Raw genomic sequence first — 14,120 nt, forward strand, 5'->3', positions numbered from 1 at the left:
TCAAGCAGTTTTCGGGATGAGGCGCTCGAACAGCGCCTCCACAGTATTAAAGCGCTCTTCCGGGCGCTCCATCGGCACCTGGAACTTGAACATCGTGGCGCCTTCGAATTTGTAGCGTTTTGGCTGGCTCTGGATCAGTTTGATCAGGGTCATCGGATCGACCGGCGTCTGCGCCGCGAACTCGATGCGCCCACCTTGCGGGCCGCCATCGACTTTCTTGATGCCCAGCTGTTCGGCCTGCAATTTCAGCGCCGTGATGCGCACCAGATTCTTGGTCGGCTCCGGCAGCAGACCGAAGCGGTCGATCATCTCCACTTGCAGATCTTTCAGACCTTCCTCGTCGGTGGCCGAAGCGATGCGCTTGTACAGGATCAGGCGTGCATGCACGTCCGGCAGATAATCTTCCGGAATCAGCGCCGGCACCCGCAGGTTGACCTCCGGGCCACCGCCGAGCGGTTGATCGAGGTTCGGCTGTTCGCCCTTGCGGATCGATTTCACCGCGCGCTCGAGCATTTCCATGTACAGCGTGAAACCCACGGCCTGAATCTGACCGCTCTGGCCGTCGCCCAGCAGTTCGCCGGCGCCACGGATTTCCAGGTCGTTGGTGGCCAGCACGAAGCCAGCGCCCAGATCCTGAGTATTGGCAATCGCCTCCAGGCGTTTTTCCGCATCGCCAGTGATTTGCTGGCGCGGCGGGGTCAGCAGGTAGGCGTAAGCCTGGTGGTGGCTACGACCAACGCGACCGCGCAGCTGGTGCAGCTGCGCCAGACCGAACTTGTCGGCACGCTCGATGATGATGGTGTTGGCGCTCGGCACGTCGATGCCGGTCTCGATGATGGTCGAGGCGATCAGCACGTTGAAGCGCTTGTGGTAGAAGTCGCTCATCACCTGTTCGAGTTCGCGTTCGCGCATCTGCCCGTGGCCGATGCCGATCCGCGCTTCCGGCACCAGTTCGGCCAGCTCGGCGGCGCATTTCTCGATGGTTTTCACGTCGTTGTGCAGGTAGTAAGCCTGACCACCGCGCAGCAGCTCACGCAGCAAGGCCTCTTTGACCGTGCTCTTGTTCTGCTCCATGACGAAGGTGCGCACCGACAGGCGTCGCGCCGGCGGCGTGGCGATGATCGACAGGTCGCGCATGCCCGACACTGCCATGTTCAGCGTGCGCGGAATCGGCGTGGCGGTCAGTGTAAGAATGTCGACTTCGCTGCGCAGGGCCTTGAGCTGTTCCTTCTGACGGACACCGAAACGGTGCTCTTCGTCGATGATTACCAGCCCGAGGTTTTTGATTTTGACGTCGTCCTGCAGCAGCTTGTGCGTGCCGATGACGATGTCGATATTGCCTTCGGCCAGTTGGGCCACCGCAGCGTTCACTTCTTTGGCCGACTTGAAGCGGCTCATCACTTCCACGGTCACCGGCCAGTCGGCGAAGCGGTCGCGGAAGCTGTTGTAATGCTGCTGGGCGAGCAAGGTGGTCGGCACCAGAATCGCCACTTGCTTACCACCATGCACCGCGATGAACGCGGCGCGCATGGCCACTTCGGTCTTGCCGAAACCGACGTCGCCGCAGACCAGTCGGTCCATCGGTTTCGGCGCGAGCATGTCTTCGCGCACGGCTTCGATGGTGGATTGCTGGTCCGGGGTTTCTTCGAACGGGAAACCGGCGCTGAAGGTTGCGTAATCGGCCTTCGGATCGGCAAACGCATAACCTTCGCGGGCGGCGCGACGGGCGTAGATGTCGAGCAATTCGGCAGCCACGTCGCGGACCTGTTCGGCGGCCTTGCGCTTGGCTTTCTGCCAGGTCTCGGAGCCGAGGCGGTGCAACGGAGCCAGCGCATCGTCGCTGCCGGTGTAACGGGCGATCAAATGCAGGTTGGCCACCGGCACGTAAAGCTTGGCGTTCTCGGCGTATTCGAGGGTCAGGAATTCGGCGGCCTGATTGTCGATTTCCAGAATCGTCAGGCCGAGATAGCGACCGACGCCGTGGTCGATGTGCACCACCGGCGCGCCTTCACGCAGTTCGGTGAGGTTCTTGATCACCGCATCGTTGTTGGCGTCGGCGCGTTTTTCGCGGCGACGACGCTGCATCACGCGTTGGCCGAACAGCGGACTTTCCGCGACCAGTGCCAACGCCGGCTCGTCCAGCATCAGGCCTTCGTCGAGCGGGGCGATGGTGATCGCCAGGCGATCCTTGCTCGCGACAAAGTCCGGCCAGCTGTCGACGGTTTTCGGCCGCAGCTTCAGGCGATCCAGCAACTCCAGCAGCACTTCGCGACGACCGGCGGATTCGGCGGTAAACAGCACGCGACCCGGGAACTCGTCGAGGAAGGCGGAGAGCGCGGCCAGTGGTTGGGTGGCCTTGGCTTCGATCGCCAGATTCGGCAGCGCCTGCGCCGGGAAGCGTTCGCGGCCGGCACCGGTTTCCACGTCCTGCTGACTGGCGACCACGCGCGGCCAGTTCTTCAGGCGGGCAAAGCAGTCTTCCACCGGCAGGAACAATTCGGCCGGCGGCAATAAAGGACGCGAAGGATCGACGCGGCGCTCTTCATAACGATTGCGCACGTCGTTCCAGAAGTTTTCCGCCGCCTGCTCGATGCCCGGCAGCGAAAACACTTGCGTGTCCTGTGGCAGGTAATCAAACAGCGTCGAGGTTTCCTCGAAGAACAGCGGCAGGTAGTACTCGATACCGGCAGGCGTGATGCCGCTGCTCAGGTCCTGAAAGATCGGGCAGCGACGGAAGTCGACGTCGAAACGCTCGCGAAAGCGCGCCTTGAAGCGGGTGACCGCGTCTTTCTGCAGCGGGAATTCCTTGGCCGGCAGCAGCTTGACCGAATCGACCTTGTCGATGGAGCGCTGGTTTTCCGGATCGAAGGTGCGCAGGGTTTCGATTTCGTCGTCGAACAGATCGATGCGATACGGCAGTTTGCTGCCCATCGGGAACAGGTCGATCAGCGCGCCGCGCACGGTGAACTCGCCGTGTTCGTAAACCGTGTCGACGTAGCGATAGCCGCTGGCTTCCAGCCGCGCGCGCATTTGCTCGACATCGAGTTTCTGCCCGACATCCAGCACCAGGCTGCTGCCGAGCAGGAATTTGGTTGGCGCCAGACGGTGCAGGGCGGTGGTGATCGGCACCACCAGCACGCCATGTTCCAGCTCCGGCAGTCTATAAAGGCTGGCGATGCGCTGGGAGATGATGTCCTGGTGCGGCGAAAACAGGTCGTAGGGCAGGGTTTCCCAGTCCGGGAAATGCAGCACCGGCAAATCCGGGGCGAAGAAACTCAGCTCCTGCTCCAGCCGTTCGGCACTCTGGCTGTCGGCGGTCAAAAGCAGCGTGAAGCGCTTGGCAGCGCTGGCAGCCTCGGCAATCGCCAGGCTCAGGGCGGCACCGGGGAGGTTGCCCCAGTGCTGTTTACCTGCCGCGGCAGGGAGAAGCGGTAGACGCAGAACAGGCACGGAAGGTTGAGCTCCAGGCGTTGCGACAAAGTCGGTAATTGTAGCGGCGTCCGGTGCCGCCTGTCAGTTGCAGGATGCGTCTATCTGCGCTGTTTCGGAAAAATGTAGTGGTAACCATAAAAACCAGCGCTTTTTTTACGGTTATGTAGTGCCAAATGTTGGTGGTGTTACGGAGGGTTACAGACATCGTCTAACAGTCGTCGAAAAAATGGCTGCGCTGGAAGCCCCGGTTTTACTGGGCTGGCGGGGAGCGTTATTTTTTTGGACGGATTTTTGTTACCGATTGCGCGACAAGCGCGCATTGCTACAAGAGGTTCTCGGCGGCATAATGTAGCCCCTTTTTTCTGCCCCTACATGTGGAAGGTTACCGTGACTCAGAAGCCCGACCAGTGTCTTGGTGAATGGATCGACCGTGAAGCACTCGCAGAAGCGATGATTCCGCTTATCGGTCAGCTCTACCGCAACAACAACGTGGTGAGCTCGATCTATGGCCGCAGCCTGATCAACCAGTCTGTCATCGCGATTCTCAAAGCTCACCGCTTTGCTCGCCACCGTTCTGCCGACGACAGCGAACTCTCCGTCCACGAAACATTCCCACTGCTCAAGGCCATGAGCGAGCTCAAGCTCGGCGCGGCCTCGGTAGATCTGGGCAAGCTGGCGTACAAATTCCGCAACGAAGGCAACGGTCGTACCGCCGAGCAGTTCGTTCGCGAAGAAATGGCTGACGTGGTTGGCCAGCAAAACGCTTCGGCACGCAAGGGCACCGACGTTGTTCTGTACGGCTTCGGTCGTATCGGCCGTCTGCTGGCGCGTATCCTGATCGAGAAAACCGGTGGCGGCGACGGTCTGCGTCTGCGTGCCATCGTGGTGCGCAAGGGCGCCGAAAACGACCTGACCAAACGCGCCAGCCTGCTGCGTCGCGATTCGGTACACGGTTCGTTCAACGGCACCATCACCATCGACGAAGAAAACAACACCATCACCGCAAACGGCAACCTGATCCAGGTTATCTACGCGAAGAACCCTACCGAAGTGGATTACACCCAGTACGGCATCAAAGATGCGCTGCTGGTGGACAACACCGGTGTATGGCGTGATGCCGATGGCCTGGGCCAGCACTTGCAGTGCCCGGGTATCGACCGCGTTGTTCTGACCGCGCCTGGCAAAGGCAAGCTGAAGAACATCGTTCACGGTATCAACCACAACGAAATCACTGCTGACGACAAGATCGTGTCCGCCGCTTCCTGCACCACCAACGCCATCGTGCCGGTGCTGAAAGCCGTGAATGACAAGTTCGGCATCATCAACGGTCACGTCGAAACCGTTCACTCGTACACCAACGACCAGAACCTGATCGACAACTTCCACAAGGGCGATCGCCGTGGCCGTAGCGCCGCGCTGAACATGGTGATCACCGAGACCGGTGCTGCCACCGCTGCTGCCAAGGCCCTGCCTGAGCTGGCCGGCAAGCTGACCGGTAACGCGATCCGTGTTCCGACGCCGAACGTGTCGATGGCCATTCTCAACCTGAACCTTGAGAAAGCCGCCTCCCGTGAAGAGATGAACGAGTACCTGCGCTACATGGCGCTGCACTCCGATCTGCACAAGCAAATCGACTTCGTCAACTCGCAGGAAGTGGTTTCGACCGACTTCGTGGGCTCGCGCCACGCCGGTGTGGTCGATGCTGAAGCGACCATCGTTCAGGACAACCGCGTTGTTCTGTACGTCTGGTACGACAACGAGTTCGGCTACAGCTGCCAGGTGATCCGCGTGATGGAAGACATGGCCGGTGTAAACCCGCCAGCGTTCCCGCGCTAAGCTTTAGCTGCAAATGAAAACGCCCCGACTTAGGTCGGGGCGTTTTTGTTTGTGCGCGATTTGTCTCAGCGGGGGATGGCGGCTTGTGCCGTTCGCAGTTCGTGCCTGTTGCCACGGAACAGCACCAGCGTAGCGATCAGGCCCAATACGGCTGCGCCACTGAGCCAGATCCCCGGTGCCGCCTTGTTGTCCAGCACATGGATCAGGTAAGTGCAGGCTGCCGGCGTAAAGCCACCGAAGGTTGCGGTCGCCAGGCTGTAGGCCAGCGAGAAACCGGTCGTACGAACTTCCACCGGCATGATCTCGGTAAGCGCCACGACCATCGCGCCGTTGTACGAGCCGTACAGGAACGACAGCCACAACTCGACGATCAGCAAGTGACTGAAGCTCGGATTCGCCACCAGCCACGACAACGCTGGATAAGCAGTCAGGATCGCCAGAATCGTCGCCGCCAACAGTAGGGGTTTACGTCCAACCTTGTCGGACACCGCGCCCATCACTGGCAGCCAGAAGAAGTTCGACAGGCCGATGCACACGGTCACCAGCAACGCATCGAAGTCCGACAGGTGCAATTCCGCCTTGCCGAACGTCGGCGTGTAGGCGGTGATCAGGTAGAACGACACGGTAGTCATCACCACCAGCGCCATGCCTGCGATGACGATGCCAAAGTTCTGACCGATCGAACGGACGATTTCCTGCAGGGTAGGGCGATGTTTGCGCGCCTGGAACTCCGGGGTTTCCTCCAGCGAGCGGCGGATGACGAAAATCACCGGGACGATCATGCAGCCGATCAGGAACGGCACGCGCCAGCCCCATTCTCCCATCTGTTCCGGGCTCAGCCAGTGGTTGAGGCCGACACCGAGCAGCCCGGCGAATACCACCGCCGCTTGCTGGCTGGCTGACTGCCAACTGACGAAAAAGCCCTTGCGGCCCGGCGTGGCGATTTCCGCCAGATACACCGACACACCGCCCAATTCCACGCCGGCCGAGAAGCCTTGCAGCAATCGGCCGAACAGCACGATCAACGGCGCGGCAACCCCAAGGGTGGCGTAGCCCGGCACGCAGGCAATCAGCACGGTGCCGGCCGCCATCAGGGCCAACGTGATGATCAGGCCCTGGCGGCGGCCGTGACGGTCGATGTAGGCGCCGAGAAAAATCGCCCCCAGCGGACGCATCAGGAAACCTGCGCCGAAAGTGGCCAGGGCGAGCATCAGGGAAGCGAAGGCGCTGTCGGTGGGAAAGAAGGTCTTGGCAATGGCCGTGGCGTAGAAGCCGTAGACCATGAAGTCGAACATCTCGAGAAAGTTGCCGCTGACAACGCGAAAAATCGCCTTGCCTTTGCCGGTCGTGGAGGACATGGGTAGGTACTCACTCTAAATCTTGTAAGAAAGCGTTGCGCTCGTAGCCCATAATGGCCGGCGCGGTTTTGCGGGGAGATGAAGAATTGTTAACTGGACGGTGGGGGATTCTCGTGCTGCTGACCGGCTTTTTGTCCGGCTGCGGCAACGGCGATTCTCTGGAGACTTTCGGCGGCCCGACGATGGGCAGCACCTATTCGATCAAGTACGTGCGCCACGCCCATTTGCCTGCCCCGCAGGAGGTGCGTGTCGAAGTGGAAAAAATCCTCGCGGACGTCGACCGGCAGATGTCGACTTACCGCGCAGACTCCGATATCTCGCGCTTCAATGCATTGCCGGCTGATCGCTGTCAGATCATGCCCGCGCCGGTCCTTGAATTGATCCGCGTGGGCGAGCAGCTGTCGCAACAAAGCGCAGGCTCCTACGACCTCACCATCGAACCGCTGATGAATCTGTGGGGTTTCGGCCCGCAGGGGCGTGAAGAAAAAGTCCCGGATGCGGCGGCGCTGGCCGAAGTGCGGCAGCGGGTCGGCCATCAGCACCTGCGCATCGACGGCGATCGCTTGTGCAAGGACGCGGCGGTCGAGGTGGATTTCAACAGCATCGCCGCCGGTTACGCGGTCGACACCATTGCCACGCGGCTCGAGGCCCTGGGCATTCATGATTACCTTGCCGAAGCCACCGGCGAGCTCAAGGCGTCCGGAAAAAAGCTTGATGGTTCGCCATGGCGTATCGCTCTGGAAGAACCGCGTGACGATCAGCAGGTGGCAGAGCGAGTCATCAATGTCGATGGCTATGGCCTGTCCACGTCCGGCGACTACCGCAACTATTTTCAGCAAGATGGCCGGCGCTATTCCCACACCTTCGATGCCCGGACCGGTGCGCCGGTCCTACACGATCTGGCGTCGGTCACGGTAATTCATCCTTCAGCGCTGATGGCCGATGGACTATCGACGCTGTTGCTGATTCTCGGGCCTGAAAGGGCCTGGGACTATGCGGAAAAACACGACATTGGTGCATTCTTTGTGATTCGTGCCGATACAGGTTTCGTCACACGCACCAGTCACGCTTTCGAACGGCTCAGTGGCGCAAAAGTTGACTGAGAACAGTACGAAAGCTGGCGTTGTAGTGCAGGCAAAAGTAGCCTACGACGCGACCAAGGGTTAATGTGCGCGGCGTTGACGCTTCTATAGACTGTGTCCGGGTTTTCTACTGGCCCCCAATTGTTCCTTCGCGCCGTCGTTCGGCGTGATTTAGCCGCCGGTGCTGCTGGCACCGCGGCCTGTTCTGAGGAGTACGCATGGCTGTCTACAACTACGACGTGGTGGTGCTGGGTTCCGGCCCGGCGGGAGAAGGCGCGGCAATGAACGCCGCCAAAGCAGGGCGCAAGGTGGCGATGGTCGACAGCCGTCGCCAGGTCGGCGGCAACTGCACCCACCTGGGCACCATCCCGTCCAAGGCCCTGCGTCACTCGGTGCGGCAGATCATGCAGTTCAACACCAACCCGATGTTCCGTGCGATCGGCGAGCCGCGCTGGTTCTCCTTCCCGGACGTGTTGAAAAGCGCCGAGAAAGTCATTTCCAAACAAGTCGCTTCGCGTACCGGCTACTACGCCCGTAACCGCGTGGACGTGTTTATTGGCACCGGCAGCTTCGCCGACGAGCAAACCATCGAAGTGGTCTGCGCCAACGGCGTGGTCGAGAAACTGGTGGCCAAGCACATCATCATCGCCACCGGTTCGCGTCCTTATCGCCCGGCGGACATCGATTTCCACCACCCGCGTATCTACGATAGCGACACCATCCTCAGCCTCGGCCACACCCCGCGCAAACTGATCGTTTACGGCGCCGGCGTGATCGGTTGCGAATACGCTTCGATCTTCAGCGGTCTGGGCGTGCTGGTCGAGCTGGTGGACAACCGCGGTCAGTTGCTGAGCTTCCTCGACTCGGAAATTTCCCAGGCGTTGAGCTACCACTTCAGCAACAACAACATCACCGTGCGTCACAACGAAGAATATGACCGCGTCGAAGGCGTGGACAACGGCGTGATCCTGCACTTGAAGTCCGGCAAGAAGATCAAGGCCGACGCCTTGCTCTGGTGCAACGGTCGTACGGGTAACACCGACCAGTTGGGTCTGGAAAACATCGGGGTCAAGGTCAACAGCCGTGGCCAGATCGAAGTCGACGAGAACTACCGCACCTGTGTGCAGAACATCTATGGCGCCGGTGACGTGATCGGCTGGCCGAGTCTGGCCAGTGCCGCCCACGACCAGGGCCGTTCGGCCGCCGGCAGCATCGTCGACAATGGTAGCTGGCGTTTCGTGAATGACGTGCCGACCGGCATCTATACCATTCCGGAGATCAGCTCGATCGGCAAGAACGAGCAGGAGCTCACCCAGGCCAAAGTGCCGTACGAAGTGGGCAAGGCGTTCTTCAAGAGCATGGCGCGTGCACAGATCGCCGGCGAGCCGCAAGGCATGCTGAAGATCCTGTTCCACCGTGAAACCCTGGAAGTGCTGGGCGTTCACTGCTTCGGTTATCAGGCGTCGGAGATCGTGCACATCGGTCAGGCGATCATGAACCAGCCGGGCGAACTGAACACCCTGAAGTACTTCGTCAACACAACGTTCAACTACCCGACCATGGCTGAAGCCTATCGGGTAGCGGCGTACGACGGCCTCAACCGGCTTTTTTGACGGGCTCCGGCCGGTGGCCTGAGCCGGCCGGGGAGACCGATTTCAGCAATTCCCGAGGGTGGCAGTGGCCAAACCGGGAAAGTCTGTAATCAGGCTGTCAACGCCGAAGTCGGCGAGTCTGCGCATCAGCGCAGGCTCGTTGACGGTCCACACCGACACATGCAGCCCCTGACGCTGCGCCTTTTGCAGGCGTTCCGGCGTACACAGCGTCCAGTTCAACGCCAGAATCTCGCAACCGTAACTTTGCGCGACCTTCAATGGGTCGAGCCAGGCGTATTCGGCCACCAGGCCGCGTGATACGTCGGGCACCAGATCCAGCGCAGCCTTCAAGACTTCCCGCGAACTCGAGGTGATTGTCACCTTGTCGAGCAGCCCGTGTCTGACCGCCATTTCACGGATCGCCAGCACGGTGGTCGCGGCGCGGGTGCGCGAAGCGCTTTTGACTTCCAGCTGCCAGTGCTCGAAGTCGCACTTTTCGAACAGTTCTTCCAGCGTCGGGATAGGGCAGGGCTTGATCCAGCCCGGGCCGCCTTTGCGCGCGTCGTAGGTCACAAGATCGGCGGCGGTGTGCTCGACCACCTTGCCGCGCCTGTCGGTGGTGCGCTTGAGGGTCGGGTCGTGGATGACCATCAGCTCGCCGTCCTTGGACAGGTGCAGGTCCAGCTCGCAGCGGCGAACGCCGTGCTTGAGACATTCCTGAAAACTGCTCAGGGTGTTTTCCGGTGCTTCGCCCTTGGCGCCGCGGTGGCCGTAGATAAGGGTCACGGTTCTTCCTTAATTTAGATGCCTGATTCGTTCTGTTCGCGGGCCAGACGTCGTTCCTGGGCCTGCTTCTGCAAGATATAGCGGGCGAGCAACTGGCGCTGGGCGTCGGTCAGGTGTTCGAACTCGGTGCCGACGTCGTAGCCGTCGCCCTTGCGGTCGCAATGGGTGACGCGGGCGCGCAGCAACAGGCCAAGCGCCTGGGGCATCAGCACCAGTTTCACCGACAGGTGGGCGCCGGTGGCGATCGGGGTCGGGTGCTGGAAGTCGATGCCGCCCTCGGAAATGATCACCGGTTGCGGCTCGCCGATATGGCCGAGCACGGTCAGGGCGACCACCTGGCTGAGCAGGTCGATGCGTTTGTTCTGGGATTTCAGGAACGCCGCGATGGCGCGGTCGCGTTCGCTGATCTGGCGCAGCAGGTGCTGCGACTCGAATTCGCTCAGGTGCAATTCGCTGAGCAGGTTGAACAGTGGAGAAGCATCCTGCAACACTTCCTGGCCTGCGGCTTCGGGAGCGGACAGGGGCCGAATTTCCAGTGCGATCGTGTCCTCGATACGGTAGTATTCGCGGCGATCTTCTTCATCTAATGTCGACATGGCGAACCCATGGTAGCGGCGGTGGTCTGAGTGTAAAGCTGGTTATCGACCCCCGCCACAAGGACGTTCCTTTTCCCTCCGAACAAGCCCCGACATGTTCAGACCTCTCTTCGTATTTATCGGCACGCGTTATACCCGTGCAAAGCGTCGCAATCATTTTGTGTCATTCATTTCCCTGACTTCGATGATCGGGCTCGCCCTTGGCGTGGTCGTGATGATCGTGGTGCTGTCGGTGATGAACGGCTTCGATCATGAGATGCGCACCCGCGTGCTGGGCATGGTGCCCCACGCGACCATCGAGTCCGGTGAAGCCATCAACGACTGGCCGAGCCTGGCCGCCAAGGTCAAGCAGAACCCGCAGGTGGCGGCCGTTGCGCCGTTTACCCAGATGCAGGGATTGCTGACCAACAACGGCCAGGTGTCCAAGGTGTTGCTCAATGCCATCGATCCGGCGCTGGAACGCAACGTCTCGATCATCGACAACTTCATGAAGCAGGGCAAACTCGACGATCTGACGCCGGGCAGCTTCGGCATCGTGATCGGCGACAAGGCCGCGACCAAGCTCGGCGTGGGCCTCGGTGACAAGATCACCTTCGTCGCGCCGGAGGTCAGCGTGACCCCGGCCGGGATGTTCCCGCGCATGAAGCGCTTCACCGTGGTCGGCATCTTCCATGTCGGCGCCGGTGAGCTGGACGGCTACCTGGGCGTCACCAACCTGCAGGATCTGGCGAAGATGCACCGCTGGAAGTCTGATCAGGTACAGGGCCTGCGCCTGAAGTTCGACGATCTGTTCCAGGCGCCGCGTGAGGCGTGGAACATCGCTCAACGCCTCGGCGAAGACCGTTACTACGCCCGCGACTGGACCCGTACCCACGGCAACCTGTATCAGGCGATCCGCATGGAAAAAGCCATGATTGGCCTGCTGTTGCTGCTGATCGTCGCCGTGGCCGCGTTCAACATCATTTCCACGCTGGTGATGGTGGTGAACGACAAGAAGGGCGACATCGCCATTCTGCGCACACTGGGCGCCACACCGGGCACGATCATGCGCACGTTCATGGTGCAAGGCACGGTGATAGGCGTGGTCGGCACGGCCATCGGCGCCGTGGTCGGGATCTTCGCCGCGCTCAACGTCAGCGCCGCGATTTCGGCCCTCGAAGGCGTGATCGGACACAAATTCCTCAACGCTGACGTGTATTTCATCGATTACCTGCCGTCGCAGGTGCAGAGCCAGGACGTGGTCATGGTCTGCGCCGCTGCGTTGGTCCTGAGTTTCCTCGCCACCCTGTATCCAGCCTGGCGTGCCGCGGGCACCCAGCCGGCGGAGGCGCTACGTTATGAGTGAGTCGGGCATGAGTGAAAAAGCAATCTTGAGCTGCCGCAACCTGGGCAAATCCTACGAGGAAGGCCCGGAGTCGGTGGAAGTGCTGGCCAACCTGCAACTGGAACTGCATCCAGGCGAGCGGGTGGCGATCGTCGGCAAATCCGGTTCGGGCAAAAGTACCTTGCTCAACCTGCTGGGCGGTCTCGACACGCCGACCAAGGGCGGTGTCTGGCTCGACGGTGAAGAACTGTCGGCGCTGAGCGAAAAGAAGCGTGGACTGCTGCGTAACCGTGCCCTCGGCTTCGTGTACCAGTTCCACCACTTGCTGCCGGAATTCACCGCGCTGGAAAACGTCTGCATGCCGCTGCTGATCGGCAAGACCGCGATCCCGGAAGCGCGTCAGCGTGCCACGGCGTTGCTGGAGCGAGTGGGGCTGGGCCATCGCCTGGAACACAAGCCGGCGGAACTGTCCGGTGGCGAACGTCAGCGCGTGGCCATCGCCCGTGCGCTGGTCAACAATCCAGGCCTGGTGATGCTCGACGAGCCGACCGGCAACCTCGACTCCCATACCGCCGAAGGCATTCAGGATCTGATGCTGGAACTCAGCACTTCGATGCGCACGGCGTTTCTGGTGGTGACTCACGACATGAACCTGGCTCGCCAGATGGACCGCGTCCTGCAACTGCAGGAAGGTTGCCTGACCCCCATCTGACGGCTTGAAACCCGATGCCTGAAAAGGCGTCGAGTCTTTTATTTTTATACGGTGCCCCAGCGAATGTTCAGACCGTTATCGATCTTTATCGGCACGCGCTATACCCGCGCCAAGCGCCGCAATCGCTTTGTTTCGTTCATATCGATGACCTCGATGATCGGCCTCGCCCTCGGCGTGCTGGCGATGATCGTGGTGCTGTCGGTGATGAACGGCTTCCAGCGTGAAATGAGCTCGCGCATCCTCGGCATGGTGCCTCACGCGACCATCGTCGGCGTCAAGCCGATCGACGACTGGCAGCCAGTGGCCGCCGCTGCGATGAAGAACCCGGAAGTGACCGCCGCCGTGCCGTTCACCGAGATGGAAGGCATGCTGTCCTACAAGGGCATGATGCAGCCGATCCAGATCAGCGGCGTCGACCCGGCTCAGGAAGGCAAGGTGTCGATCGTTGCCCAGCACATTGTTCAGGGCCGTCTCGATGCCTTGAAGCCTGGTGAATTCGGCGTAGTGCTGGGTGAAATCACTGCCCGGCGTTTCCGCCTCAACGTCGGCGACAAGATTACCCTGATCGTGCCGGAAGTCAGCACCGCACCGGGCGGCATCACCCCGCGCATGCAGCGCCTGAACGTGGTCGGCGTGTTCAAGGTCGGTGCCGAACTCGACGGTTCCATGGGCCTGATCCACGTCTCCGACGCCGCGACCATGCAGCACTGGGAGCCGAATCAGGTGCAGAGCGTGCGTCTGGCGGTGAAGGATCTGTACGCCGCGCCGAAGGTTTCGTCGGACATCGCCAGCGGCCTCGGCGCCGACTTCAAGGCTGACGACTGGACCCACACCCAGGGCAGCCTGTTCAGCGCGATGAAGATGGAAAAAACCATGATCGGCCTGTTGCTGCTGATGATCGTCGCGGTGGCGGCGTTCAACATCATCGCGACACTGATCATGGTGGTGAACGACAAGGGCGCGGACATTGCGATCCTGCGCACCATCGGCGCCACACCACGGCAGATCATGGCGATCTTCATGGTGCAGGGCACGGTGATCGGCATCGTCGGCACCATCATCGGTGGCGTGCTGGGCGTGATTGCTGCGCTGAATGTCAGTGAGATGGTGGGCTGGGTCGAGCGAGTGACCGGGCAGCACATCTTCAGTTCGGACGTTTATTTCGTCAGCAACCTGCCATCGGAATTGCAGGGCGGCGACGTGCTGTTGATCTGCTCGGCGGGCTTCATCCTCAGCTTCCTGGCCACCGTTTACCCGGCCTGGCGAGCGGCGAAGATCGAACCGGCGCACGCGTTGCGCTATTCGTAAGTTCACGCGATGCTCGTTCCCACGCTCCGCGTGGGAATGCATCAACGGACGCTCCGCGTTCGGCTCTTAAGGGGCGCAGAGCGCCCCGGGCTGC

10 protein-coding genes are annotated in these 14,120 nt (G+C 61.0%); 6 read left to right on the top strand and 4 right to left on the bottom strand.

All coding sequences use genetic code 11. From position 1 onward, the window contains the following. Complete coding sequence (mfd, locus tag AC07XZ_RS25435; RefSeq protein ID WP_102688106.1) at positions 1–3,450, bottom strand: transcription-repair coupling factor; 3,450 nt, start codon at positions 3,448–3,450, stop codon at positions 1–3. Between the two features lie 354 nt (positions 3,451–3,804). Here mfd and AC07XZ_RS25440 point away from each other — a divergent pair, with 354 nt between their 5' ends. Then, positions 3,805–5,268 carry a glyceraldehyde-3-phosphate dehydrogenase gene (locus AC07XZ_RS25440; protein WP_007953026.1) on the top strand — a complete coding sequence of 488 codons (1,464 nt, stop codon included), beginning with the start codon at positions 3,805–3,807 and terminating at the stop codon, positions 5,266–5,268. 65 nt (positions 5,269–5,333) lie between these two features. Here the strand turns inward: AC07XZ_RS25440 and AC07XZ_RS25445 are convergent, their stop codons facing one another. After that, on the bottom strand, positions 5,334–6,626 hold the full coding sequence (locus tag AC07XZ_RS25445) for an MFS transporter (RefSeq protein WP_007953024.1): 1,293 nt from the start codon (positions 6,624–6,626) through the stop codon (positions 5,334–5,336). 53 nt (positions 6,627–6,679) lie between these two features. On the opposite strand from AC07XZ_RS25445, the gene AC07XZ_RS25450 reads away from it, so the two are divergent. Together AC07XZ_RS25450 and sthA are read left to right on the top strand one after the other, a co-directional pair. Next, positions 6,680–7,729: an FAD:protein FMN transferase gene (locus AC07XZ_RS25450; protein WP_173892811.1), complete on the top strand. Its 1,050-nt coding sequence runs from the start codon at positions 6,680–6,682 to the stop codon at positions 7,727–7,729. Between the two features lie 197 nt (positions 7,730–7,926). Then, positions 7,927–9,321 (top strand): Si-specific NAD(P)(+) transhydrogenase, encoded by a 1,395-nt coding sequence (gene sthA, locus AC07XZ_RS25455; protein ID WP_102688107.1) that lies wholly within the window; start codon positions 7,927–7,929, stop codon positions 9,319–9,321. 42 nt (positions 9,322–9,363) lie between these two features. On the opposite strand, the gene AC07XZ_RS25460 is transcribed toward sthA, so the two are convergent. Then, positions 9,364–10,086 (bottom strand): glycerophosphodiester phosphodiesterase, encoded by a 723-nt coding sequence (locus AC07XZ_RS25460; protein ID WP_007953017.1) that lies wholly within the window; start codon positions 10,084–10,086, stop codon positions 9,364–9,366. 14 nt (positions 10,087–10,100) lie between these two features. Further along, complete coding sequence (locus AC07XZ_RS25465; protein ID WP_039772787.1) at positions 10,101–10,682, bottom strand: PilZ domain-containing protein; 582 nt, start codon at positions 10,680–10,682, stop codon at positions 10,101–10,103. Between the two features lie 94 nt (positions 10,683–10,776). On the opposite strand from AC07XZ_RS25465, the gene AC07XZ_RS25470 reads away from it, so the two are divergent. The 3 genes from AC07XZ_RS25470 to AC07XZ_RS25480 all read left to right on the top strand — a co-directional run bounded on the left by AC07XZ_RS25470 (position 10,777) and on the right by AC07XZ_RS25480 (position 14,026). After that, the gene (locus tag AC07XZ_RS25470) at positions 10,777–12,027 is read left to right on the top strand and encodes a lipoprotein-releasing ABC transporter permease subunit (RefSeq protein WP_102688108.1); all 1,251 of its coding nucleotides are present in this window, start codon (positions 10,777–10,779) and stop codon (positions 12,025–12,027) included. Positions 12,028–12,034: 7 nt separating this feature from the next. After that, positions 12,035–12,718 (top strand): lipoprotein-releasing ABC transporter ATP-binding protein LolD, encoded by a 684-nt coding sequence (gene lolD / locus AC07XZ_RS25475; RefSeq protein WP_162831788.1) that lies wholly within the window; start codon positions 12,035–12,037, stop codon positions 12,716–12,718. A 63-nt stretch (positions 12,719–12,781) separates the two neighbouring features. Beyond that, positions 12,782–14,026, top strand: coding sequence for a lipoprotein-releasing ABC transporter permease subunit (locus AC07XZ_RS25480; RefSeq protein WP_011335181.1), 1,245 nt, complete (start codon positions 12,782–12,784; stop codon positions 14,024–14,026). Positions 14,027–14,120 lie beyond the last annotated feature (94 nt).

Source organism: Pseudomonas sp. GW458-11-26-14-LB4 (assembly GCF_059423925.1).

Excerpts from the sequence above, each read along its gene's own strand:
- AC07XZ_RS25440 (WP_007953026.1), top strand. The coding sequence starts at position 3,805 with ATGTGGAAGGTTACCGTGACTCAGAAGCCCGACCAGTGTCTTGGTGAA.
- AC07XZ_RS25445 (WP_007953024.1), bottom strand. The coding sequence starts at position 6,626 with ATGTCCTCCACGACCGGCAAAGGCAAGGCGATTTTTCGCGTTGTCAGC.
- AC07XZ_RS25450 (WP_173892811.1), top strand. The coding sequence starts at position 6,680 with ATGGCCGGCGCGGTTTTGCGGGGAGATGAAGAATTGTTAACTGGACGG.
- sthA (WP_102688107.1), top strand. The coding sequence starts at position 7,927 with ATGGCTGTCTACAACTACGACGTGGTGGTGCTGGGTTCCGGCCCGGCG.
- AC07XZ_RS25465 (WP_039772787.1), bottom strand. The coding sequence starts at position 10,682 with ATGTCGACATTAGATGAAGAAGATCGCCGCGAATACTACCGTATCGAG.
- AC07XZ_RS25470 (WP_102688108.1), top strand. The coding sequence starts at position 10,777 with ATGTTCAGACCTCTCTTCGTATTTATCGGCACGCGTTATACCCGTGCA.
- lolD (WP_162831788.1), top strand. The coding sequence starts at position 12,035 with ATGAGTGAAAAAGCAATCTTGAGCTGCCGCAACCTGGGCAAATCCTAC.
- AC07XZ_RS25480 (WP_011335181.1), top strand. The coding sequence starts at position 12,782 with ATGTTCAGACCGTTATCGATCTTTATCGGCACGCGCTATACCCGCGCC.